This window comes from Pseudomonas sp. GT1P32 (assembly GCF_054897805.1).
Genome location: NZ_CM142704.1, coordinates 3,258,800 through 3,282,692, shown reverse-complemented (window position 1 = coordinate 3,282,692; position 23,893 = coordinate 3,258,800). Strand labels below are relative to the sequence as shown.

The window sequence follows — 23,893 nt, the reverse complement described above, 5'->3', positions numbered from 1 at the left end:
ACGCGCTGCCGTGAATGGTTTTAGATGACGGTTCCATCCGACCCCTTAAGTGACCTTCGGTGAACAGCCTTTTAATTGTCGACGACGACCTTGAAGTCCTCGATCTGCTGAAAAAATTCTTCGTCCAGCACGGCTACAGCGTCGAGGTCGCCACCGACGGCGCGTCGTTGTGGGCAGCCATCGAGCGCCAGGCGCCGGACCTGATCATTCTCGACGTGATGTTACCCGGCGACAGCGGGCTGATCCTTTGCCAGCAACTGCGCATCCGCCACGCGATCCCGGTGATCATGCTCACCGCCATGGGCGAACTGAGTGATCGGGTGGTCGGCCTCGAACTCGGCGCCGACGATTACCTGACCAAACCCTTCGACGCCCGTGAATTGCTGGCCCGAGTGCGTGCCGTGCTGCGCCGCGTGGAGGACCGTCGACCGCTGGCGCAGGAACGTCCACGGCCGCTGATCGACTTCGCCGACTGGCACCTCGACGTCACCCGCCGGGAACTGCGCTCGCCGGACAACGTGATGATCCCGCTATCGGCCGGTGAGTTCGATTTGTTGCTGGTCTTCGTCGAACACCCGCAACGCATCCTCACCCGCGAGCAATTGCTGGACCTGGCGCGCGGGCATTGTCACGACGCGTTCGACCGCAGCATCGACGTGCAAGTCAGCCGCCTGCGACGCAAACTCGAATCCGACACCAAGCGCCCGGCGATGATCCGCACCGTGCGCAACGGCGGTTACCTGTTCACTCCAAGTGTGACGCGGCGATGAACTGGCTGAAGCGGATTCGCCGGGACACGGTGGCGCGCTGGATCGCCCTGACCATCATTCTTGCCATGCTGATTTCGCTGGCGCTCAACGGGCTGTTTATCCAACTCGCCGGCGTCTGGGCACGGCCGCCGCTGACTGAAACCGGGCTGCTGGAAAAAATGGCCGCGATCACCCGCGTCATCAAGGCTGCCCCGGTACCCCTGCGCAGTCAGTTGGCACAAGCTGTCAGCGATGACGGCTTCACCGTCAGTTGGCACCTTGAACGGCGTGAGCTCAACCTGCCGACGGTGGAAGATCTGGATTACGAAACCGGCTCGACCCTCTTGCAGCCGTTGCTTAAATTCGCAGGTCGAATCCAGGCCTACGAGCCGGCTGACTGGACGGAACCTTCGGCGGACGCGCATTACGCGTTGCTGATCGAGCTGCCCGACTCATCCTGGGTGATGTTCTCTGCGCCCTCACGCAGTTGGGGCCTCGACGAAACGCCGCGTTACCTGATCGTCATCCTGCTGGTGCTGATCTCCACCGCGCTGGTCGCACTGATCGCCACCCGTCGCCTCGCCACTCCCTTGCAGCGCTTCGCCGAAGGTGCCCGACGCTTCGGCATCGATTTCCGCGCCCCGCCCATCGAACCCATCGGCCCGCAGGAAATCCGCCAGGCGATCCTCGCCTTCAACGCCATGCAGGCCCAGTTGCAACACTTCATCCGCGACCGCACGCAAATGCTCGCGGCCATCTCCCACGACCTGCGCGCACCGTTGACACGAATGCGCTTGCGCGGCGAATTCATCGAGGATGCCGAGCAACAGCAGCGGCTGTTTCGTGACGTGGATGAAATGCAGGCGATGATCAATTCGGCGCTGGAATTTTTTCGGGACGATGCGCGGCTTGAACCGGCGACCCAGTTTGATCTGGCGGAACTGCTGCAAACCTTGCGGGATGACTACCGGGATCAGGGTGTCGAGATCGCCTTCAGCGGGCCGCAACGGTTGGTGTATTTCGGGCGGCCGTTGGGGCTTAAGCGGGTGATGACCAATCTGCTGGATAACGCGATCAAGTACGCCAGTGAGCCGGGGATTGAACTGACTGCTGATGCGGGGGAAGTGCGAATCAACGTGCTGGATCGTGGTCCGGGAATTCCGCAGTCCAGTCTTGAGCAGGTGTTTGTGCCGTTCTTTCGCCTGGAAGGCTCGCGGAATAAAAGCACGGGCGGGGTAGGGTTGGGGTTATCGGCTGCGCGGGCGATTGTGTTGGAGCATGGCGGCGAGCTGAAGCTGCGCAATCGGTCGAAGGGCGGGTTGGCAGCGTTAGTGGTTTTGCCGGTGCATCCGGGGACAGGATTCGGACTACAGTGAATGATCCATGCAGTTCGCGGGCGCTGGGGAAGGCGCTGATCAGAGGAGAGGACCTATGAAACGGATCATCCTGCCGGCACTGGCCGCCATGATGTTGGTGCAACTTCCGGCCTATGCCATCAACGACAAGTACCGCAAACAACTTGAGCAATCCGGTTGCACCCAGGTCAGCGAGACTCAGGGCTGCGATATCCACAAGAGCAAAGCGGAAAACGCCAAGGCCGGATTCACCAACCCCGCGGCGGACAGCACAAATACCCAGACGCCTTACGCCGGGCAATGGGTCGCCAAGAGCGATGCCGGCGCGACCGTTGCCACGATTCGTATCGATGCCAAGGAGCAAGTCTGGGTCAACGGCAAGCGGGTCAATGCCAAGCGCACGGATGGCACGCTGCAGTTTCGCCAGGGCAAACTCACCTTCACCATTCAGGGCGATCGGCGGTTGCAGAATGAGGATTACTGGACCGACAGCGATGCCGGGACCAAGGGGCCGATTCAGATCGAGTAGTTATTACATCCTGGGACGCGGCATCGATTCCCAATACTTGTGCCAAGCTGATGAGTGTCAATCCGCCTGCCGCCCTCAGGAAACTCACGACATGAAGCCTGCAAATACGTCGAACATCCGCCGAGAGTTCTACAAAGCTGTCGGCTATTACCTTCGAGTTGTCTGGCCCATCCTTTCCACCATGCTGATCGTCATCGTCACGTGCGGCCTGATCATCAGCTACCTGGAAGGTTGGGATCCTTTCGACGGCATCTATTTCGGCTTCGTGACCGGCTTGACCATCGGCTATGGCGAGCTCGTGCCGAAGTTACCGCTTTCGCGGATATTGGCGATATTGCTCGGGTTCAACGGTGTGCTGCTCACGGCGATCTTTGCGGCGATCAGCGTGCGGGCGATTGAGATCGCGGTGCGGGTGACCGGTGGCGATGAATAAGTCGGAACACTACACACAACCCCTGTAGGAGTGAGCCTGCTCGCGATGGATTCATGGACGCCGCGCTTATCCGGGATTCGCGCGTTATCGTTGACGACCATCGCGAGCAGGCTCGCTCCCACAAGGTTTCACAGCGTTCCAGTTAATAGGCCAGATCTACGCTTCCCAACCCGCTCCGCTGACCGCCTCTTGCGCCAACGGATGCAAATCCGCCCCCTGATGCTCTGTCTGCCAGGCCAGCAACTCCCTGCGCATGCCCGGCGTCCAGTACATCTGCAAATGATTACGCACACCGAGTACGGCCTGTTTCCGGTCCGGTTCGGTGGCGAAGTACTGGGCGATCTGGTTGACCATCTTGATCAGGTTGGCAGTGCTCATCGGCGCACCTCCGCTTTAGCACCTTGACGGCGTTCCTTGAGCAAACGGTGCTGTTCGTCGGTGAATTCCTGGAAGCGTTTTTGCCACTCCGAAGGGTGGTAGACGCGGCTGACTTCCACGGCGGTGACCTTGTATTCCGGACAGTTGGTCGCCCAGTCGGAGTTGTCGGTGGTGATCACGTTGGCCCCCGATTCAGGGAAGTGGAACGTGGTGTACACCACGCCCGGTGCGACCCGTTCGGTGACTCGCGCACGCAGCACGGTTTGCCCGGCGCGGCTGCCGATGCCGACCCAGTCACCTTCGTTAATGCCACGGCTTTCGGCGTCGGTCGGGTGGATTTCCAGCCGGTCTTCGTCGTGCCACGCGACGTTTTCGGTACGCCGGGTCTGGGCGCCGACGTTGTACTGGCTGAGGATGCGTCCGGTGGTCAGCAGCAGCGGATAGCGGTTGTTGACCTTCTCCTCGGTCGGCACATAACCGGTGAGCATGAATCGCCCCTTGCCGCGCACGAATTGATCGATGTGCATGGTCGGCGTGCCGTCCGGTGCGGCGGCGTTGCACGGCCATTGCAGGCTGCCGTGGCGGTCCAGTTCGGCGTAACTGACGTTGGTGAACGTCGGCGTCAGGCTGGCGATTTCATCCATGATTTCCGATGGGTGTTTGTAGTTCATCGGGTAGCCCAAGGCGTTGGCCAAAGCCACGGTGCCTTCCCAGTCGGCCTTGCCGCCCAGAGGGTCCATGACTTTGCGCACCCGCGAGATACGGCGCTCGGCGTTGGTGAAGGTGCCGTCTTTTTCCAGGAACGAAGCGCCCGGCAGGAACACATGGGCGAACTTGGCGGTTTCGTTGAGGAATATGTCCTGCACCACCACGCACTCCATGGCCGACAAGGCCGCGGTGACGTGCTGGGTATTCGGATCGCTCTGGGCGATGTCTTCGCCCTGGCAATACAGGCCCTTGAAACTGCCGGCCAGCGCAGACTCGAACATGTTCGGAATGCGCAGGCCCGGATCGGGTTGCAGGGTTACGTTCCACGCCTGTTCGAACTGCGTACGGACCGTTTCGTTGGAGATGTGCCGGTAGCCGGGCAACTCGTGGGGGAAGGAACCCATGTCGCAGGAACCCTGCACGTTGTTCTGCCCCCGCAGCGGGTTCACGCCCACGCCTTCACGGCCGATGTTGCCGGTGGCCATGGCCAGGTTGGCGATGCCCATGACGGCGGTGCTGCCCTGACTGTGCTCGGTGACGCCCAGGCCGTAGTAGATCGCCGCATTGCCGCCGGTTGCATACAGGCGAGCGGCGGCGCGGATGTCAGCAGCGTCGACGCCGCAGACAGGGGCAAGGGCTTCCGGCGAGTTTTCTGCGCGGCTGACAAACTCGCTCCAGCGGGCGAAGTCATTGCCCTCGCAACGGGCGTCGATGAAGGGCTGGTCTTGCAGGTTTTCGGTGATGATTGTGTGGGCCAAGGCGTTAAGCATGGCGACGTTAGTGCCGGGGCGCAGGGCCAAGTGATATTCGGCGCGGGCGTGCACCGAATCCACCAGATCGATGCGGCGTGGATCGATAACGATCAGCCGTGCGCCTTCACGCAAGCGGCGTTTGAGTTGCGAAGCGAACACCGGGTGAGCGTCGCTCGGGTTGGCGCCCATCACCAGGATCACGTCGGCCTGCATCACCGAGTCGAAACTCTGGGTGCCGGCGGACTCGCCCAAGGTTTGTTTCAGGCCATAACCGGTCGGCGAGTGACAAACCCGCGCACAGGTGTCGACGTTGTTGTTGCCGAACGCGGCGCGTACCAGTTTTTGTACGAGATAGGTTTCTTCGTTGGTGCAACGGCTGGAGGTGATACCACCGATGGAATCGCGACCGTACTTTTGCTGCAACCGACGGAATTCGCTGGCGGCGTAGGTCACCGCTTCATCCCAGCTGACTTCCTGCCAAGGGTCGCTGATGTTCTTGCGAATCATCGGTTTGGTGATGCGATCCGGGTGGGTCGCATAACCCCAGGCAAAGCGCCCTTTGACGCAAGAGTGGCCGTGGTTGGCCTGACCGTTCTTGTCCGGAACCATGCGCACCAGTTGGTCGCCTTTCATCTCGGCGCGGAACGAGCAACCCACGCCGCAATAGGCACAGGTGGTGATCACGCTGCGTTCTGGCTGGCCCATCTCGACGACGCTTTTTTCCATCAGCGTCGCGGTAGGACAGGCCTGCACACAGGCGCCGCAGGACACGCATTCCGAGTCGAGGAAGTTCTCGCCACCAGCAGCGGCCACGCGGGATTCAAAACCACGCCCGGTGATGGTCAGGGCAAAGGTGCCCTGGGTTTCTTCACAGGCACGCACGCAGCGGTTGCAGACGATGCACTTGCTCGGGTCGTAGTCGAAATAAGGGTTGGAGGTGTCTTTCACGTCCTCCAGATGGTTCTCGCCTTCATAGCCGTAACGCACTTCCCGCAGGCCGACCTGACCGGCGACGGTTTGCAGCTCGCAGTTGCCGTTGGCCGAGCAGGTCAGGCAGTCCAGCGGGTGATCAGAGATGTACAGTTCCATGACGTTGCGGCGCAGCGTTGCAAGTTTTGGCGTCTGCGTATGCACGGTCATGCCTTCAGTGACCGGCGTGGTGCAAGACGCCGGATAGCCGCGCATCCCGTCGATTTCCACCAGGCACATGCGACAAGAACCGAAGGCTTCCAGGCTGTCGGTGGCACAGAGTTTCGGAATGGTGGTGCCCATCAGCGCAGCGGCGCGCATCACCGAGGTGCCTTCCGGCACGCTGATGCTGCGGCCGTCGATGTTCAGGGTGACTTGCACCTTGCTTTCGCGGGCTGGCGTGCCCAGATCGATATCGGTTTTCGGGTCGAAGAGAGTAATCATTGCTCGGCCTCCGAAGGCTGCAGACCGAAGTCGGCGGGGAAATACTTGAGGGCGCTGGTGACCGGGAAGGGGGCCATGCCGCCCAAGGCGCACAGCGAACCGTATTGCATCGTGTCGCACAGGTCCTTGAGGATGATCACCTGCGCATCGCGTTCGCTCTGGTCCGGCGCGGCCAGCATCCGGTCGATAACTTCAACGCCCCGGGTCGAGCCGATGCGGCAAGGCGTGCATTTGCCACAGGATTCTTCGGCGCAGAACTGCATGGCGAAACGGGCCATTTGGGCCATGTCCAAGGTGTCGTCAGCCACGACCACACCGCCGTGACCGACCATCGCGCCGATGCCGGCGAAGGCCTCGTAATCCAGCGGTGTATCGAATTGCGACGGCGGTACCCAAGTGCCGAGCGGGCCGCCCACCTGCGCGGCTTTCAGCGGCCGACCACTGGCAGTACCGCCGCCGTAGCCTTCCACCAGTTCCCGCAAGGTTAGGCCAAAGGCTCGTTCCACCAGGCCGCCGTGGCGAATATTGCCCGCCAGTTGGAAAGGCATCGTGCCCAGGGAACGGCCCATGCCGTAATCGCGATAGAACTGCGCACCCTTGGCCAGAATCAGCGGCACCGAGGCCAACGTCAGCACGTTGTGCACAAGCGTCGGCAGGCCGAACAGTCCTTGTAGAGCAGGGATCGGCGGCTTGGCGCGGACGATCCCGCGCTTGCCTTCCAGCGAGTCCAGCAGCGCGGTTTCTTCACCGCAGATGTAAGCGCCAGCACCGACGCGCACTTCCATGTCGAAGGCCAGACCGCTGCCGCCGACATTGGCGCCGAGGTAACCCGCTTCACGAGCAATGTTCAACGCTGCACGCAGAGTGGCCACGGCATCCGGATATTCCGAACGGACATAGATGTAGCCGAAGGTGGCGCCGACGGTAATGCCGGCAATGGCCATGCCTTCGATCAGCAGGAAAGGGTCGCCTTCCATCAACATGCGGTCGGCGAAGGTGCCGGAATCGCCTTCGTCGGCGTTGCACACAATGTATTTCTGCGCCGCCTGAGTGCCGCGCACCGTGCGCCATTTGATCCCGGCGGGGAAGGCCGCGCCGCCACGGCCACGCAGGCCTGAATCGAACACCGCTGTTGCGGTCTCTTCGCCACCAATGGCGACGGCCCTTGTCAGGCCTTCGAAACCGCCGTGGGCCCGGTAATCGTCAAGCGACAGCGGCCGGGTAATACCGGCGCGGGCGAACAGCAGGCGTTGTTGAGATTTGAGATAAGGCAGCTCTTCCACCAGGCCCAGGGCCAGTGGGTGAGCGGATGGGTCGCCTTTCAAGGCATCGAGCACGGACGGCACATCGTCTGCGGTCAGCGGACCGAAGCCGATCCGGCCTTGCGGGCTGTCCACTTCCAGCAGCGGTTCCAGCCAATACAAACCGCGCGAGCTGGTGCGCTGCAACTCCAGCGGCAGATTGCGTTCCTTGGCCTGAGTGATCAGCGCTGTGGAGACTTCATCGGCCCCCACAGCACGGGCAAGGGAATCACAGGGCAAATAAAGAGTCGGCATCACGCGTCCTCCCGGCAAGCGTCGAGCAAGGCATCGAGACGCTCAGCACTGAGCCGCGCATGCACCCGGCCATCCAGTTCCAGAGCCGGCGAACAGGCGCAGGCGCCGAGGCAATAAACGGGGCGCAAACTGATGTTGCCGTCGGCGCTGCTGCCGTGATCGTCCAGTTGCAGGCGGTCGCGCAACTGCGCGGCCAGCTCCTCGGCGCCACGGCTCTTGCAGGACTCGGCGCGGCACAGACGCAGAATATGGCGGGCCGGCGGCGCGGTACGGAAGTCATGGTAAAAACTGATCACCCCGCGAACCTCGGCCTGACTCAGATTGAGGGCATGAGCAATCTCGGGGACGGCCACATCGGGGATGTAACCGATGCGTTCCTGAATATCATGAAGAATGGGCAACAGTGCGCCGGGGGAGCCTTTGTGGCGCTCCAGCAGGCTGTTGACCAAAGGCAGGTGCAAACTCTCATCAGGCATTCAGCAATCCTCACGGTCACGGACAAACCAGGCGGTCGTCGTTCGTCCGAAAGTGTCGGCTGCGGCACTCACACCACGTCACGGTATCGTGGCAATTTCAGGCCGGTGGCCAGGGCACCCTGAATGGGCATCTTGTTGTGCCCGGCACGGTCTTCGCCGCACCTCAGTAAGGGCATAAAAGTCAGATTGCCACGCGGCTGTTGATTTGACTGCACCAATGCGACGTGTCCGGTTCTATCCACGACCTCTTATTGAGTCTAGAAGAACGTAGCCTGCGTGGAGGTTTCAGGATGCATGCACAGCGGCTCGCCGCAGGAAATATCGGCTGTCCCCTTTGCTGCCAGTGGACGGCAAGGCGGCAAAACAGTAGCGTTGCGCCACTTTCATCAACTTTGTAACGGACTACACATGGCCACTGTCACTCGAGTCTCGCGCCTGTTCTGCGCAATCACTTTCGCCGTCGTGATGACCCCGGCGCTCGCCGGCCTGTCGAGTGAAACCCCGCAATACGCCTGGGACGGCTACCTCTCCGATTGCCAGAAATTTCTGCAGGTGGTGGCCGAGGTGCAGGCCGGGCGCCAGACGCCCAAAGAAGCTAATCCCGCTATCAAGATGCGTCTGAGTACCCTTGAGTTCCATCGCTACTACCTATCCCCGTCAAGCCTTGGCTCCCCCGAATACGCTCGTTGTGAGAGCGGCATTCCCATAGCGGAAGAGATCGCGGACAAGGGCGAAATTGAACTCAGCAAAGACGTGGACGAGTATCTCGCGCAGGCCCAGATCAAACACCTGGCCTCCCCGGCATACAAGCGCGCTCGCTCTCTGGGCTTCACCGACGTCGGCGAAATCGGGGAACTCGACCAGCACGCCGAGCTGGATGGTGAAGCAAATCTGAAGACCTTGATGATCAGAGTCGATTCTGGTTGCGGCGAACATTTCCGCGCCGCGAAGTACGTCAAACCTTATGTGATCTACACCGTCGGTCCTGACGATGGCACCTGCGCCATTAACCGGAACGTCGCAGTGTTGGGCGGCAAAGTCGCGGAGTGGGGCGAGTACATTGATGAAGAAGCGATTTTTCAGTACGTGGGATGGAAGAAACTGCCCGGACAGGATGGATTCCCCGTCAACATTCGAGTCGTGAAAGTGGTGAAGTAATCCGCAGGGATTTTTCTTCGAACGGAGGATGGGCAGATGATCGACTTCAACAACAAAGGCTTCTTCAAACTCAAGCAAAACGAAGAATACGCAGAACGTGTCAGTGCACTGCTGCTGGAAGGCGAGCACGTCATCGACTCGTATAAATCCATGCGCGACGGCGTCGTCTTCACCAACAAACGCATCATCGCCGTCAACGTGCAGGGCCTCACCGGCAGCAAAAAAGACTTCACCTCACTGCCCTACAAAAACATCGTCGCGTACTCGGTAGAAACCTCCGGCACGTTCGACCTGGATTCGGAACTGGAGATCTACTTCTCGTCGCTGGGGAAAGTGAAATTCGAATTCACCGGCCGGACATCAATGGTAGAAATCTCCAAACTGATCTCCCAACACCTCCTCTAATCTGAATGCAAAAAAGCCCCGAAACCCCCGGGGCTAACGCCCCTCCTGTAGGAGCCAGCTTGCTGGCGATAGCGCCAAACCAGCCACCACCAACCCCAAAGCCACTCAACCAGAAACCAAATACGACCAAGCCTGCCCAAGCACAACCGCACCAACAAAAACACTCACCGCCCCGGCAAACAAATGGCGCAGAAACAGATCCTCCGGCTGCTCAAGCCTCGCAATAAGCCACATCCACGTCCCAACTAACGTGCCAAACCCAGCCATAATTGAATACAACATAAACGGCGCATCCGGCGACAGAATCCCGCTGGCAGCACGAGTCAACTGCTCCACCACCATCCCGACAATACAGCCACACACAAACCCCGCCAGATTAGCCAGCCACAGATTCAGAGTGCCACGACAGCGCACGATCCAAACCCACACCCCAATCCACGCACCGTAAATAGCCAGCGAATCAAACAACATTACTCACTCCACTCCTTGGTTAAAAAAATTCAGGGCCAACAACCCCCATCAGACAACCACACCCCCTGTAGGAGCCGGCTTGCTGGCGATAGCGCCAAACCAGCCACCACCAGTGGTCGAAATACACCGCCACCACCCCAAGCAACCCGCCCCCACAGACTTCCTACCTTATCGACTGACGGCTAAACCCCCTCAGCCTTCGCCCCCCGCCCGCTTGGACCCCGACAAAGAATCCCGATCCCGCGTCAACACCTTCACCGCATCATCCACCAGCGCCTTACTCATCGACGTCAAATAATGCGCAGCCCAGGCGTGGCGATCGGTGTCTTTGGCATAGGCAGCATCTTCGGTGAGCGTTTTGGCGAGGAACAGGAAATCGGAAGCCATAGATAACGCATCGCCGAGAGGGACGTCGCGGGTGACGTGGAAGAGTGGTTGATCGCGGCAGTAGATAGCGGGGGTTAGGCCGATGGTTTTTAGTTCGGGTTGGTTGGTCATTGGGCACCTCCAGTAACGGAGAGGCGATGGGGGAGGGGTGAAGCGTTACGCGATTGGGAATTGCGTAGAGGGGAAAGCCAAATTTTGTACGGATTGATGCTGCGCATTGCAAAGCTCCTTAATTTGAAGAGCTGCCACAATTCGTTACCAAGCGAATGGGTGGCAGCTGTGCGCAGGTTGGTAAACCGGGAAATCAAGGAAACCGGCACGTCCGAAGACGTCCCACGCACAGCCGCCATAACGCAGATCGCAGGCGAAAAAAAAGCGCCTGCGGACGCATAGCACTGTTGCGCAGTGATTTACCTCGGGTTACCAAGCCCGGTCGCTGAATTTGCAGCGACGGTGGGAGGGTATCGTGGAGACCTCGTTCCTGCAACCTTCAAAGTCACTGGTCATTAATCTGGTCAAACACCGCAAATACGGGTGACAAAGGAGGCAGCCGCGGGACTGGGGGCATGTCATGAAATGCATTGAAACGAAGTGACACCATCCGTCTGCGAGTTACAAATTTACGCTTCGGGTCCATGTCGATTTACCACATAATCCGGCGCTTCTACCGGTCTTCTCATCTCGGTAACTCTGCTTCTCTACTAATCTGTAGCCGCTGCCACCAGATTTTTAATAGCCAAGGAGAAAGGCAATGACAGATAACTGGAACAAGCGTCAGTCGGATGCATCTGCCAAGGATGCTCTTGAACGTTTACCAGCGTTGTCTGAATTGCCTGCGACCCTATGAGCCAAGCCGCCTTAGTAAATCCAAGCCTGCTCACATGGTCTCGTGAACGCGCGGGTCTCTCCACTGAGCAAGTTGCTAAAAAGCTGCCAGTGAAACCTGATCGAGTACAGGAATGGGAGGCTGGCGAGACCAAACCCACATTCCTTCAGGCTCAAAAGTGGGCGAGTGTTGCTCACATCCCGTTTGGCTTCCTGTTTCTTCCGCAGCCGCCCGTCGAACAACTGCCTTTACCTGATCTGCGGACCGTCGGTGGGATTGCGCCTCAACGTCCCAGCCTGGAATTGTTGGACACCGTCAGGGACTCCATACGTAAGCAGGATTGGTACCTGGAGTATCTGCAAAACCAAGAGCATCAGCCTTTGGCATTTGTCGGCCGCTTCAATAGCCGATCTCAAGTCACCGAGGTAGTGGACGACATCCGCCGGACCCTCGGCGTGAACCCTGACGCTGCTCGATTGGATTACGACAAGTACAGCCGTGCCTTGATTGATGCTGCAGAAGCGGCTGGCATTCTGGTTATGCGCAGTGGCATTGCTCTAGGGAATACCCATCGAAAACTTGAAGTTAGCGAGTTTCGGGGTTTTGCCATCAGCAATGCCTATGCCCCCGTTGTATTCGTCAACAGTTCCGACGCACCCACCGCTCGACTCTTCACTTTGCTCCACGAATTGGCCCATATCTGGATTGGCAGCAGCGGAGTGTCTGACGGGAACACCGCGAATGGTCGAGACGAGGAACGATTCTGCAATGCAGTTGCAGGTGAATTTCTGGCTCCCGAAGCCCAGTTCCGCGCCCTGTGGAACGCAGATGTTAACTGGGAAGACAACCTGGCTCCGTTGGCCACTCGGTTCCACATCAGTAAATTGGCGATCGGTCGCCGCGCATTGGATCTTGGCTATCTAAGTCAGGCGCAATACAGCGCTTACTATCGAATGATCCTCAGGGCCTTTCAGGACAAAGAAGGTGGAGCGGGAGACTACTACCGCAACGCCACCGCGAAAAACAGCCCTCGCCTAAGCAAGGCGGTGCTGATTGAAACAATGAGTGGCCGGATGCTGCTACGCGATGCGGGACATTTGCTCGGCGTGCAACCTGCCAAATTAAGGACTCTCGCCAGCAGGATCACGGAATGAATCATTTGCTCGACGCTAACACGCTGATCGAGGCAAAAAATCGTTACTACGGGATGGTTATCTGTCCGGGGTTTTGGCAGTGGTTATTGCTGAAAAATGAAGCATTGGCTTTATCCAGCATCGCCCCCGTTATGGATGAGCTAACCAAAGGGAATGACGGGTTGGCTGATTGGGCGAAGGAGAACGCTGGTTTCTTTCACATCACCAACGATGACGCTACGCAAGAAGCATTCGCGCAAGTGGCAGGGCTTGTGGCCGATCAGGCACCGAGAATGAAGATCGGCGCGATGGAAGAATTTTTAGCGGGAGCAGACCCTTGGCTTATTGCTAAGGCTATGACAACTGGCGCGACTTTAGTGACTCATGAAGTGCTGAATCGCGATGCTAAACGTAAATTCATCATCCCGAATATTTGTGAGCAGCTTAACGTTCCGTTTTTGAATACGTTTGAGTTGTTGCACAAGCTTGAAGCCAGGCTTGTGCTGCTTGTTTAATTGAAGTTCGAACTGAAATGAAAAGTGATTCGGCGTTAATGTGAATTGCCTGGTCCTCAAAACTTACTTCCAAATATTTTACCTGATTGTAGCGACGGACAACCCCGGAAAATTCGGGTCGCCCGCCCCGTCAGTTCATAGCTACAATGTAGGCGCGAGCTGGCTCGCGTAAAATTCAAGCCGGCCACCACAACGCTGCAAAGAAGGGGGCGGATTTAGTATTGGACCGAAAATAAATTCGTCCCGATATGAAAAAGTTGCTGCGGTAGGTAAGTCATTGTTTTAGGTTTGATTGGGTTTTGTTTTTAGTGAGTCGATCGCTTTGATAAACTCTGATTTAGTCTCAAATGTGTCTATGTTTCGTAAGGCTGTAATAATGGCTTGATATGCTATGGATACAAAATTTGCTAAGTTGTCTTGTTCTTTTGGAGATAGCAGTGTGGTTCTGGATTGTGCACTAAGCTTATAAGCATGCCTAACAATTTGCGAAATCGTAGCACGATCGTCTTCTGTCTGAGAAAGCACAAAGCTCAATCGATCAGCGATATTTGAAACAATAGGCTCCAGTGTATGCTTTAGGAACAACCTTTCCAGCGCGGAAAGGGTCTGGCTGAGCCTATCGGCTAGATCGGTAAGTGTCATGCTTTTACTATAGGTTATTAAACTTGCCCGCAGTGATGTCTCGAAATCGCTCAGTCCATCTGGATTGATTAATTTTGCTGCCCGGGTGAGCCCTTTTTCATTTAGATGCTCTATGTCTTTAATTGACAGTTTCCAGTAAGCAACATTTTTGCTGGTTAAGCTATCAGTTGATGAGAATGAGGATTCGGACAAAGTTATTATTTTTGAGCTTGGGACAATTTCCGACCCAAGCAATGCAGTAGGGCAAAGTACCCAAGACATCCCTGCTGAGGGGGAAAAAAATCTCAATAAGTTTAGAGCGTTCTGAGCAATGATATATCCTTTTTCTTTTGCCAGGATTGGTTCTGCTTCCAAGGTCACGACTACCGCCGCGAAACCTTGAAGTTCTTGCCGCATATGTGTGAACAGTGGCCGTACTCGCTCCTGATGTTCGAGCAGAAGGTTTGTTGTCATTCTCTCGATGGAGTCGATTTTCTCGGAAGTAATCGGGCAGATATGCACTGAGCCAAACTCTAGTGTTGACTCGATTTCTAAGTGTGCAATCGGGGCCCATACTTCAAGCGGTCTTGCACTTTCTATGCTTTTTGAAATTATCGCCTCAGAAAATGGCGTTTTATTATCGTTTCGGAAGTTTTCTTGAGCCCAGGTAATTAATTGGTTGTGGATGAATTTGCGACTTATTTTGTCTTTTGCCCATTGTGTTGAATATATGCCATCGTAAATCTCTTCAGCGTCTAAAAAGTCTTGGTCTGAAAGTCCGAAACTGCTTTCGCCTGATTTGACAAAAATTAAAACACTTTCACCATTGATGTCAACTCCATATTGGATAGGTGTTCCAATTATTTCGGCGTCTGTAATAGTGGTTGATATAGGGCGCTCGGATGGAAATTTTTCTGGTTCATTATTTTGGATGGTTATTTTACGTATTTTCAGTAAAAGTGTGTCGCTAGCTTCATTTATTATTTTTGAGTCTTTTTTTGTAAATCTGAATTCTTCTTCTGGTTCCAGCTTAATCGCACTGCTAGTTTCTAGAAGGTTGGGGGGTTGCTGTGTTCGTAAGTTTGTAAGTTTGTTGCTCGCGTCCGCATACAATTTCTGCAGTTCTTGCAGTCTCTCGATGTCGGCGGAGTGGTGTTCGCATAACAGTTCCTCGAGCCATGAGTGAAACGTATTAACCCGAAGGAGGTATTCTTCAGTGAAATGATGGATGTTGATATATTCCTCATTCTGCTCTAAATATTGTTTTGCGGCAGCGGTCCATCCCGACCACTCTGACAAAGACTTGGTGTCAAAGCGAATTCCCGTAGTTAGTTCTGCACCTAGCTCTGGCTTTGCTGGGTCTTGTTGGAGTAACAAGAACATATGTGAATTGGGTAGCCCCTTATGTAGCATGTAGTTTCTAAGGTCATGGACAAATTTTGATACTGGGTCATTTGTAAAGGTGCTAGTGATCTTGGTTTGGACGCTTTTTATTATTTCTGTTTTAGAGTAATTTTCTTCAAGGAAAACGCGGGTATGATCTACTAAGGTTTTTGATGATGCTGCAAAGTTGTGAATGTGGCGGCTGAGCTCTCGGTGGGCTTGTTGACCCGCTTCCTTGTTGTCCTGTGACATTAGAAATAGTCCCTCATCTGGGTCTCTGACTTTTTTGGTAGCCTCCATAAGCTCTAACGCGTTCATTTGGAAGATATTTAGTGAAAAGCTCCGGGTGTGAAGTTTGTTTAAGAACTTCATGCCGGGTGAGTCGTGGATCTGTTGGAAGTAAGAAAAATCTTCTGTAGAGATTTGGTCTGTCATGGCTGGTCCAAGTAATTGTTTTAGAAGGGCGAATGGGAGCTAGGTGTGCGGCTCTTATATTGTTGAATTTACTAAAAAATTTATACGCGGAAGAAGGAGGTTTTGAGTTAAATGCATCTGGGCGAAGGGGAACATAGCGGAACGAAAAATTAAAGTCGTGCCAGCATAAGTCTTCATTAGCCGAATCCATGCCTGCCCATGGCTTTCTAGGGGGCGGATTTCTTCAAGGCATGAAGCAGTCATTCCGGCGTTATCATCACCGCAAGTATCATCTTGATGAATTCTTCCTTACGGCCGATTGCCACCAGAACACCCCGAACATTTTCGGCAAACTCGGTCGAACCGCTGCTCAACCCAATTTGAGAGTCCGAGGATGGCGGCTTCCAAGGCGAATTGGTTTTCATTGATTTTGTACCGGAGGGATGGAAAAAGGTCTGAATTCGACATAGCGATTCCTCCTTGGAGAAGAGAGTGCAACTCCACTGCCGTAAGCCTCGTGATTCATGATCGCGATCGGCAACAATCGGCCAAAAGCGGATGCTCGGAAATCTGATCGCGGGCTTATGCAATGCCTGTTCAGCAACTGAACGTGACTGTTTGATATTCCATAGCCAATTTTATAAATCGAATGATGGCGGAATCGAAATAATGTCCCCTGTGCCGATTCGATTCGTGACTCTTCTGATTTCGCTACACCGATGAAGCATGTTAGACGATACTTCAGCATCTTCTCTCAATGCGTGCAGACTGAGCGGAGTATAAGGATCTTCTGCAAACACACCCCAGCACAAACGCCAACCAGGATTATCCTTATCCAAAGTGGGAGCGAGTCGTTCTAGATCGTGAGCCAGGCCAAAATGCGCAGCGTATCCCACTCCAACCAAGCCGGCCTCAGCTCGTAATGAACGGCTCACCATTCCTACTACTTCACCGTCACGGTTGAATACTGGACCTCCACTCATTCCTGGCGGCCAGTCGCTCTCCACAACAAACACAGGGGTTCTATTCGAGTTACTGGTTCCTTCAGGATGGACTTCAATGATCCGCCCGTAGGCACCAAACATTCCTTCGGATAACAGCGCTTGCTGAGTCGATTCGCTTACCTCGGCAAAGTCCAGTTCTGGAAAACCGACTGCTAACACGATCTCTCCGCGTTGGGGAGTCCAACCTCTAGACCTCACGGGCAAAGTTTGTGGCGGTCTCACGGCGGTGCCAAATTGCTCGGCCTTCAACAATGCAATGTCAATAGAAGGTTCACGCGTCGACTGTCCTCGCAGCTCAGCCATCGGGTCGCTTATCTCGGTCATCGGCACACACAGTCCCTCGACTGGGACGAAGCAATCCGGCGGGATACAAGCCGTTCCGAAGACGACGGCGTGCATGCTTAGAAACAAGAGGGGGCGACTAGCGCGATCTCTCTCGATGAAGTCAATCACATGGTATGCAGTCAGAAAGTTGCCAAACCCATCAATATGAAACGCGGTTCCAAGGCCGTATATCCGACCTTCAAGGTCTTGGCGAAAGACCGGGATAATGGCATTTCGAAGCCCAAACGGATCGTGAATTTCAAATGGCGAAAATGGTTTACCTTGAATTGGCTCGTATCTATGAATACCTTTTCCTGCATCTAGTAGAAGCGCCTCGCAGGTGCGAATGCTGAACGGTTCGAATCCTTCCATCCGTATTACCCTCTCTCAATGTCCAATCCTGACTGCCAACAACCAACACGAGACGGCTACGTCGCTGACTGAGTCAACTGATCTACTGCGCAAAGGAACCAGATGCCTGCGTGGAGAGCAAGGGAGATTTATAGTGCCGCATGTTCAAGCACCGCATCCCAGTCTGGAACACCTTTGCCACGGCGTCCAAAGATGGCTGCTCTAGGTCCGCTGCGCATCTTACGACTGGCCGATTTTGGCTGGAAGCGGGCTTGGCTAAAAGCTGGGTATAGGGGCGTGGAAAAAGGGATAGGATTAGGAGTGGATTAGCCTTGGCGACCAACAGCGGTCTGGCTATCGGGCGTTCCCACTTTTCAGGCTGCACGCCTTCCTTCATTGAATGTCTTTCAGATAATCCTTGAGCGCGATTAGCGGGCGGTCAAGCTGCTCCAGTGTCCGCGCAGAGTTGAAATCTGCTGCCAACCTGTGCAGTTCGCGCCCCAGTGGCGTTTCATCCCCGCCTATAGCGTCCAGCGCCACACCTACACAGTGCGTCACTCTAAACTGAATCCCCTCAACATCCCCCCGACGCACCAACAACCCAAAAACCTCCCGCTCATAATCACTCATGATCGGATCATCTCGCAGAATCGGACTCGACCCCTCCGTCTCATAAGCCAGCTTGAGACAGAACAGAGCAACAGTTTCCAGCAGCAGTTCCATGGGATGAATCCTTGATAAGTCGTACCGGCCGAGGACTAAAAAAGCCAAAAGCATCGCCAGCAAGCCGGCTCCTACAGGTCGGTGGGGTGTCAGGCACTTTTTGGCAGGCGAAAAAAAAGGCCTTGCTAAGCAAGACCTTTCTTAATTTTGGTGCCCCGAGGGAGACTCGAACTCCCACTCCTTTCGAAAACGGATTTTGAATCCGCCGCGTCTACCAATTCCGCCATCAGGGCTCAATGGCGGCGAAGTATAGAGATGAGATTACCGTCGGTCAATCAGGTACATAGAGAATTTTCACTATTTCGGCTAGACTTCCGGGCCCTGCTAGACGAACCCCATCATGCGCGTTGCTGACTTTACTTTCGAACTCCCTGATTCGCTGATTGCTCGCCACCCTTTGGCCGAGCGTCGCAACAGTCGCCTGTTGACCCTTGATGGGGTCAGCGGCGCCCTGGCACACCGTCAATTCACTGATTTGCTTGAGCATTTGCGCCCGGGCGATTTGATGGTGTTCAACAATACCCGGGTGATTCCGGCGCGGCTGTTTGGCCAGAAGGCTTCCGGCGGCAAGCTGGAAATCCTGGTGGAGCGGGTGCTGGACAGTCATCGCGTGCTGGCCCATGTGCGCTCCAGCAAGTCGCCGAAGCCGGGTTCGAAGATCCTGATCGATGGCGGTGGCGAAGCCGAGATGCTGGCGCGTCACGATGCGTTGTTCGAACTGGGGTTCGCCGAAGAGGTGTTGCCGCTGCTCGACCGCGTCGGGCACATGCCGTTGCCTCCTTATATAGACCGCCCGGATGAAGGCTCGGACCGCGAGCGTTATCAGACGGTGTACGCCGAGCGCCTGGGCGCGGTGGCGGCGCCGACGGCGGGGCTGCATTTCGATCAACCGCTGATGGACGCGATTGCGGCCAAGGGCGTCGAGACGGCGTTCGTGACCTTGCACGTCGGCGCGGGCACGTTCCAGCCGGTGCGGGTCGAGAAGATTGAAGACCATCACATGCACAGCGAATGGCTGGAAGTCGGCCAGGACGTGGTCGATGCCGTCGCCGCTTGCCGCGCTCGCGGTGGTCGCGTGGTGGCGGTGGGGACCACCAGCGTGCGTTCGCTGGAAAGTGCCGCGCGTGATGGCGTGCTCAAGCCGTTCAGTGGCGACACCGACATCTTCATCTACCCGGGCCGGCCGTTTCATGTGGTCGATGCCCTGGTTACCAACTTCCATTTGCCCGAATCCACGCTGTTGATGCTGGTTTCGGCGTTCGCCGGTTATCCCGAAGCCATGGCCGCTTATAAAGCCGCCGTTGAGCATGAATACCGCTTTTTCAGCTACGGTGATGCGATGTTTATCACCCGTAATCCCGCACCACGTGGCCCTGAGGACAAAGAATGAGTCGCCAAAGTCGTATGTCGTTTGAGTTGCTTGCTACTGACGGCAAGGCTCGTCGCGGTCGCTTGACCTTCCCACGCGGTACCGTCGAGACCCCGGCCTTCATGCCGGTGGGCACGTACGGCACCGTGAAGGGCATGCTGCCGCGGGACATTACCGCGACCGGCGCGGAAATCATTCTGGGCAACACCTTCCACTTGTGGCTGCGTCCTGGCACCGAAGTGATCAAGAAGCACGGCGACCTGCACGATTTCATGCAGTGGAAAGGCCCGATTCTTACAGACTCCGGCGGTTTTCAGGTGTTCAGCCTGGGCGCGATGCGCAAGATCAAGGAGGAGGGCGTGACCTTCGCTTCTCCGGTCGATGGCGCCAAAGTGTTCATGGGCCCGGAAGAGTCGATGCAGGTCCAGCGTGACCTGGGCTCGGACATCGTGATGATTTTCGACGAATGCACGCCGTACCCTGCTGACGAAGACGTCGCGCGTATCTCCATGGAGCTGTCGTTGCGTTGGGCCAAGCGTTCGAAAGAAGCCCATGGCGACAACACGGCCGCGCTGTTCGGCATCGTTCAGGGCGGCATGCACCAGGATTTGCGCATGCGTTCGCTGGAAGGCCTCGACAAGATCGGCTTCGATGGCCTGGCCATCGGCGGTCTGTCGGTGGGCGAGCCGAAGCACGAGATGATCAAGGTGCTGGATTACCTGCCGGGTCAGATGCCGGCTGACAAACCTCGTTACCTTATGGGCGTTGGCAAACCGGAAGATCTGGTTGAGGGTGTGCGCCGCGGTGTGGACATGTTCGATTGCGTGATGCCAACCCGTAATGCCCGCAATGGGCATCTGTTCATTGATACCGGCGTGCTGAAGATCCGTAACGCGTTCCATCGCCATGATGATTCGCCGCTCGATCCGACCTGCGATTGCTATACCTGCCAGAACTTCTCCCGCGCTTATCTGCATCACCTGGACAAGTGCGGCGAAATGCTGGGGAGCATGCTCAATACCATCCATAACTTGCGTCATTATCAAGTGCTTATGGCTGGTTTGCGCGAGGCTATTCAACAGGGTACATTGGCCGCCTTTGTCGATGCCTTCTACGCCAAACGCGGGTTACCTGTTCCGCCTTTGGACTGAGTTTTCTGACCCCAAGATTCAACATTTGCAACTGGAGTGCTAAATGAGCTTTTTTATCTCGAATGCCATGGCTGACGCCGCTGCACCGGCCGCTGCCGGCCCAATGGGTGGCGGTTTTGAGTGGATTTTCCTGGTCGGTTTCCTGGTCATCTTCTACCTGATGATCTGGCGTCCACAGGCCAAGCGCGCCAAAGAGCAGAAGAACCTGCTGAGCAGCCTGCAAAAAGGCGACGAAGTTGTGACCACCGGCGGCATCGCCGGCAAGATCACTAAAGTGGCTGACGATTTCGTGGTTCTGGAAGTTTCCGACACCGTCGAAATGAAGTTCCAGAAAGGCGCCATTGCCGCCACGCTGCCAAAAGGCACGCTGAAAGCGATCTAAGTTTCAACTTCTACTCAATCGACGGGGCGCGCAAGGCGCCCCGCGTCATAAGCGGGCGGCGTGATGCTGAACAAATACCCTCTGTGGAAATACATTCTGATCCTGGCGGTGCTGGCGATCGGTCTGATTTATTCCGCTCCCAATCTATATCCTGATGACCCGGCCATTCAGGTCAGCGGTGCAAGCACTGCGCTGCAAGTCAATCAGGCTGATCTGGATCGTGTGAGCGCTGCGCTCAAGGAATCCGGGATCAACGTCAAGGCGGCCACGCTGGCAGCCAACGGCAAGGGCGGTCTGATTCGTCTGACCAAGGCTGAAGACCAGCTGCCGGCCAAAGACGTCGTGCGCAAGGCGTTGGGTGATGACTACGTCGTTGCTCTGAACCTGGCACAAACCACCCCGCAATGGCTGCGCAGCCTGGCCGCGCACCCGATGAAGCTGGGTCTGGACTTGTCCGGTGGTGTGCACTTCCTGCTCGAAGTGGACATGGACAAAGCCCTCGACGCACGCTTGAAAGTGTACGAAGGCGATGTAAAGAGCCTGTTGCGTAAAGAGAAACTGCGCTATCGCAGCCTGCCGCAACTGGGCGGTGCCATTCAGCTGGGCTTCTCTGATGAAGCTTCCCGCGAACAGGCCCGTGCACTGATCCGCAAGAACTTCAACGATTTCGACATTGTTCCGGCCGACCTCAATGGTCAGGCGGTGCTGCGTCTGGCGATGACCCCGGCCAAGCTGGCGGAAATCCGCGAATACTCCATCAAGCAGAACTTGACCACGGTACGTAACCGCGTCAACGAGCTGGGTGTTGCCGAACCGATCGTTCAGCGTCAGGGCGCCAACCGCATCGTGGTTGAGCTGCCGGGCGTACAAGACACCGCAGAAGCCAAGCGTATCCTCGGCAAGACGGCCAACCTTGAGTTCCGTCTGGCTGCTGAGCCTGGCGCTTCGAAAGCCACTTCCGAATCCTTCGAGTTCCGTGAAGGCAATCGTCCTCCTGCGCTGATCGAGCGTGGCCTGATCATCACCGGTGACCAGGTAACGGACGCCAAGGCTGGCTTCGGCGAGCACGGCACGCCAGAAGTGAACATCCGTCTGGATGGTCACGGTGGCGAGCTGATGAGCCGCGCAACCCGTTCGAACGTCGGTCGCAGCATGGCGGTGATCTTCATCGAGCAGCGTCCGGTCACCACTTACACCAAGCAAGTGGTTGATGGCGTCGAGAAAGACGTGGCGGTGCAGTCGTTCAAGGAAGAGAAGAAGATCATCAGCCTGGCGACCATTCAGTCGCCGCTGGGTGCTCAGTTCCGTATCACTGGCCTGAATGGCCAGGGCGAATCGTCCGAACTGGCGCTGCTGTTGCGTGCCGGTGGTCTGGCGGCGCCGATGTACTTCGCTGAAGAACGCACCATCGGCCCGAGCCTGGGTGCGGACAACATCACCAAAGGTATCGATGCATCGCTGTGGGGCATGCTGTTTGTCTCGCTGTTCATCATCGCCATCTACCGCTTCTTCGGCATCATCGCCACCGTTGCGCTGGGTGTGAACATGGTGCTGCTGCTGGCCCTGATGTCGCTGCTGGGTGCAACGCTGACCCTGCCGGGTATCGCCGGTATCGTATTGACCATGGGTATGGCGGTCGACGCCAACGTACTGATCTTCTCGCGGATTCGTGAAGAGATCGCGGCGGGCATGACCGTACAGCGGGCAATCAACGAAGGTTTCGGTCGCGCATTTACCGCGATTCTCGACGCCAACCTGACCACCTTGCTGGTGGGCGGGATCCTGTTTGCCATGGGTACAGGTCCGGTCAAAGGCTTCGCAGTGACCATGTCCCTCGGGGTTTTGACTTCGATGTTCACGGCCATCATGGTCACCCGCGCGATGGTCAACTTGATCTTCGGCGGTCGTGACTTCAAGAAGTTGTGGATTTAAGGGGCTGCCATGTTACGTACAATCAACTTCATGGGCGTTCGCAACTTCGCGTTCGGCGTCACATTGTTCCTTACTGCGCTGGCCATTTTCAGTGTCTTCCACAAGGGCATGAACTGGGGGCTGGACTTCACCGGCGGTACGCTCATCGAGCTGACCTACGAGCGTCCGGCCGACGTCACCAAGGTGCGTGAGCAGCTGGTTTCGTCCGGTTATCACGAAGCCATCGTGCAGAACTTCGGCGCGACTACCGATCTGCTGGTGCGCATGCCTGGCGAAGACCCGCAGTTGGGTCACCAGGTGGCAGCGGCGTTGCAGAAGGTCGGCGGCGATAACCCGGCGACGGTCAAGCGCGTCGAGTTCGTCGGCCCGCAGGTGGGTGAAGAGCTGCGCGACCAGGGCGGCCTCGGCATGCTGATGGCGCTGGGCGGCATCCTGATCTACCTGGCGTTCCGCTTTCAGTGGAAATTCGCCGTCGGTGCGATCGTTTCCTTGATTCACGACGTGATCGTGACCATCGGTATCCTGTCGTTCTTCCAGATCACCTTCGACCTGACGGTGCTGGCGGCGGTGCTGGCGATCATCGGTTACTCGCTCAACGACACCATCGTGGTATTCGACCGGGTTCGTGAGAACTTCCGTGTACTGCGCAAGGCCAGCCTGATCGAGAACATCAACATCTCGACCACGCAAACCCTGCTGCGGACTATCGCGACGTCGGTTTCCACTTTGTTGGCGATTGCGGCACTGCTGTTCTTCGGTGGTGACAACCTCTACGGCTTCTCCCTGGCACTGCTGGTGGGTGTTCTGGCCGGTACTTATTCGTCGATCTACATCGCCAACGTGGTGTTGATCTGGCTGAATCTGAACTCCGAAGACCTGATCCCGACGGTGAATACCGAGAAGGAAGTCGACGACCGTCCATAACGGCCATCGCTTTCCAGCTGTCAGCCCAAAAAGGCGCGAGTTGAACTCGCGCCTTTTTTTATGCTCCAAGG

Annotated in this window: 22 protein-coding genes, 1 tRNA gene and 1 pseudogene; 13 read left to right on the top strand and 11 right to left on the bottom strand. The window is 56.5% G+C overall.

What is annotated here, in order from left to right:
* Positions 1-59: 59 nt before the first annotated feature.
* The 4 genes from ACYZUC_RS15110 to ACYZUC_RS15095 all read left to right on the top strand — a co-directional run bounded on the left by ACYZUC_RS15110 (position 60) and on the right by ACYZUC_RS15095 (position 3,066).
* Positions 60-770: a response regulator gene (locus ACYZUC_RS15110; protein ID WP_008025454.1), complete on the top strand. Its 711-nt coding sequence runs from the start codon at positions 60-62 to the stop codon at positions 768-770.
* Positions 767-2,125 carry a sensor histidine kinase gene (locus tag ACYZUC_RS15105; RefSeq protein ID WP_461996596.1) on the top strand — a complete coding sequence of 453 codons (1,359 nt, stop codon included), beginning with the start codon at positions 767-769 and terminating at the stop codon, positions 2,123-2,125. The genes ACYZUC_RS15110 and ACYZUC_RS15105 overlap by 4 nt, the downstream gene beginning before the upstream one ends.
* Positions 2,126-2,180: 55 nt before the next feature.
* A complete protein-coding gene (locus tag ACYZUC_RS15100) occupies positions 2,181-2,633 on the top strand; it encodes a hypothetical protein (protein WP_461996595.1) in 453 nt (150 codons plus the stop codon).
* A 91-nt stretch (positions 2,634-2,724) separates the two neighbouring features.
* Complete coding sequence (locus ACYZUC_RS15095) at positions 2,725-3,066, top strand: potassium channel family protein (RefSeq protein WP_461996594.1); 342 nt, start codon at positions 2,725-2,727, stop codon at positions 3,064-3,066.
* 156 nt (positions 3,067-3,222) lie between these two features.
* On the opposite strand, the gene ACYZUC_RS15090 is transcribed toward ACYZUC_RS15095, so the two are convergent.
* Genes ACYZUC_RS15090 through ACYZUC_RS15075 form a run of 4 tightly spaced genes read right to left on the bottom strand, consistent with a single transcriptional unit; the run spans position 3,223 to position 8,349 of the window.
* Positions 3,223-3,444, bottom strand: coding sequence for a formate dehydrogenase subunit delta (locus tag ACYZUC_RS15090; protein ID WP_461996593.1), 222 nt, complete (start codon positions 3,442-3,444; stop codon positions 3,223-3,225).
* Complete coding sequence (gene fdhF, locus ACYZUC_RS15085) at positions 3,441-6,317, bottom strand: formate dehydrogenase subunit alpha (protein WP_461996592.1); 2,877 nt, start codon at positions 6,315-6,317, stop codon at positions 3,441-3,443. Before fdhF ends, ACYZUC_RS15090 begins: the two co-directional genes overlap by 4 nt.
* A complete protein-coding gene (locus tag ACYZUC_RS15080; protein ID WP_461996591.1) occupies positions 6,314-7,873 on the bottom strand; it encodes a formate dehydrogenase beta subunit in 1,560 nt (519 codons plus the stop codon). Before ACYZUC_RS15080 ends, fdhF begins: the two co-directional genes overlap by 4 nt.
* Positions 7,873-8,349, bottom strand: a complete 477-nt coding sequence (locus tag ACYZUC_RS15075) for a formate dehydrogenase subunit gamma (RefSeq protein WP_207285700.1) — start codon at positions 8,347-8,349, stop codon at positions 7,873-7,875. The genes ACYZUC_RS15080 and ACYZUC_RS15075 overlap by 1 nt, the downstream gene beginning before the upstream one ends.
* Positions 8,350-8,757: 408 nt before the next feature.
* On the opposite strand from ACYZUC_RS15075, the gene ACYZUC_RS15070 reads away from it, so the two are divergent.
* Positions 8,758-9,507, top strand: a complete 750-nt coding sequence (locus tag ACYZUC_RS15070; RefSeq protein ID WP_461996590.1) for a hypothetical protein — start codon at positions 8,758-8,760, stop codon at positions 9,505-9,507.
* 36 nt (positions 9,508-9,543) lie between these two features.
* Positions 9,544-9,912, top strand: coding sequence for a PH domain-containing protein (locus ACYZUC_RS15065; RefSeq protein ID WP_084320763.1), 369 nt, complete (start codon positions 9,544-9,546; stop codon positions 9,910-9,912).
* A gap of 105 nt (positions 9,913-10,017) precedes the next feature.
* Here ACYZUC_RS15065 and ACYZUC_RS15060 read toward each other — a convergent pair whose 3' ends face one another.
* Both ACYZUC_RS15060 and ACYZUC_RS15055 read right to left on the bottom strand, forming a co-directional pair.
* Entirely contained in the window at positions 10,018-10,383 is a 366-nt protein-coding gene (locus ACYZUC_RS15060) for a hypothetical protein (protein ID WP_461996589.1), read from the bottom strand.
* 192 nt (positions 10,384-10,575) lie between these two features.
* Positions 10,576-10,881, bottom strand: coding sequence for a DUF3077 domain-containing protein (locus ACYZUC_RS15055; protein ID WP_461996588.1), 306 nt, complete (start codon positions 10,879-10,881; stop codon positions 10,576-10,578).
* 732 nt (positions 10,882-11,613) lie between these two features.
* Here ACYZUC_RS15055 and ACYZUC_RS15050 point away from each other — a divergent pair.
* Positions 11,614-12,750 carry an ImmA/IrrE family metallo-endopeptidase gene (locus ACYZUC_RS15050; RefSeq protein WP_461996587.1) on the top strand — a complete coding sequence of 379 codons (1,137 nt, stop codon included), beginning with the start codon at positions 11,614-11,616 and terminating at the stop codon, positions 12,748-12,750.
* Complete coding sequence (locus ACYZUC_RS15045; protein WP_461996586.1) at positions 12,747-13,244, top strand: DUF4411 family protein; 498 nt, start codon at positions 12,747-12,749, stop codon at positions 13,242-13,244. Before ACYZUC_RS15050 ends, ACYZUC_RS15045 begins: the two co-directional genes overlap by 4 nt.
* Before the next feature lie 282 nt (positions 13,245-13,526).
* Here the strand turns inward: ACYZUC_RS15045 and ACYZUC_RS15040 are convergent, their stop codons facing one another.
* From ACYZUC_RS15040 to ACYZUC_RS15020, 5 genes and pseudogenes are all read right to left on the bottom strand, one after another.
* Positions 13,527-15,683, bottom strand: coding sequence for a hypothetical protein (locus ACYZUC_RS15040; RefSeq protein ID WP_461996585.1), 2,157 nt, complete (start codon positions 15,681-15,683; stop codon positions 13,527-13,529).
* Positions 15,684-15,922: 239 nt separating this feature from the next.
* Positions 15,923-16,130: pseudogene (locus tag ACYZUC_RS15035) on the bottom strand (hypothetical protein).
* A gap of 170 nt (positions 16,131-16,300) precedes the next feature.
* Positions 16,301-17,362, bottom strand: a complete 1,062-nt coding sequence (locus ACYZUC_RS15030) for a S1 family peptidase (RefSeq protein WP_461996584.1) — start codon at positions 17,360-17,362, stop codon at positions 16,301-16,303.
* 372 nt (positions 17,363-17,734) lie between these two features.
* Complete coding sequence (locus ACYZUC_RS15025) at positions 17,735-18,064, bottom strand: hypothetical protein (RefSeq protein ID WP_461996583.1); 330 nt, start codon at positions 18,062-18,064, stop codon at positions 17,735-17,737.
* 148 nt (positions 18,065-18,212) lie between these two features.
* Positions 18,213-18,297 (bottom strand) — tRNA-Leu (locus ACYZUC_RS15020).
* A gap of 107 nt (positions 18,298-18,404) precedes the next feature.
* On the opposite strand from ACYZUC_RS15020, the gene queA reads away from it, so the two are divergent.
* From queA to secF, 5 genes are all read left to right on the top strand, one after another.
* The gene (queA, locus tag ACYZUC_RS15015) at positions 18,405-19,454 is read left to right on the top strand and encodes a tRNA preQ1(34) S-adenosylmethionine ribosyltransferase-isomerase QueA (RefSeq protein ID WP_192420785.1); all 1,050 of its coding nucleotides are present in this window, start codon (positions 18,405-18,407) and stop codon (positions 19,452-19,454) included.
* A 14-nt stretch (positions 19,455-19,468) separates the two neighbouring features.
* A complete protein-coding gene (gene tgt / locus ACYZUC_RS15010) occupies positions 19,469-20,584 on the top strand; it encodes a tRNA guanosine(34) transglycosylase Tgt (RefSeq protein ID WP_162130724.1) in 1,116 nt (371 codons plus the stop codon).
* A gap of 43 nt (positions 20,585-20,627) precedes the next feature.
* Positions 20,628-20,966 (top strand): preprotein translocase subunit YajC, encoded by a 339-nt coding sequence (yajC, locus tag ACYZUC_RS15005; protein WP_007916913.1) that lies wholly within the window; start codon positions 20,628-20,630, stop codon positions 20,964-20,966.
* A 63-nt stretch (positions 20,967-21,029) separates the two neighbouring features.
* Positions 21,030-22,898 (top strand): protein translocase subunit SecD, encoded by a 1,869-nt coding sequence (gene secD / locus ACYZUC_RS15000; protein ID WP_461996582.1) that lies wholly within the window; start codon positions 21,030-21,032, stop codon positions 22,896-22,898.
* A gap of 9 nt (positions 22,899-22,907) precedes the next feature.
* Positions 22,908-23,822 (top strand): protein translocase subunit SecF, encoded by a 915-nt coding sequence (gene secF / locus ACYZUC_RS14995; RefSeq protein ID WP_192228436.1) that lies wholly within the window; start codon positions 22,908-22,910, stop codon positions 23,820-23,822.
* Positions 23,823-23,893 lie beyond the last annotated feature (71 nt).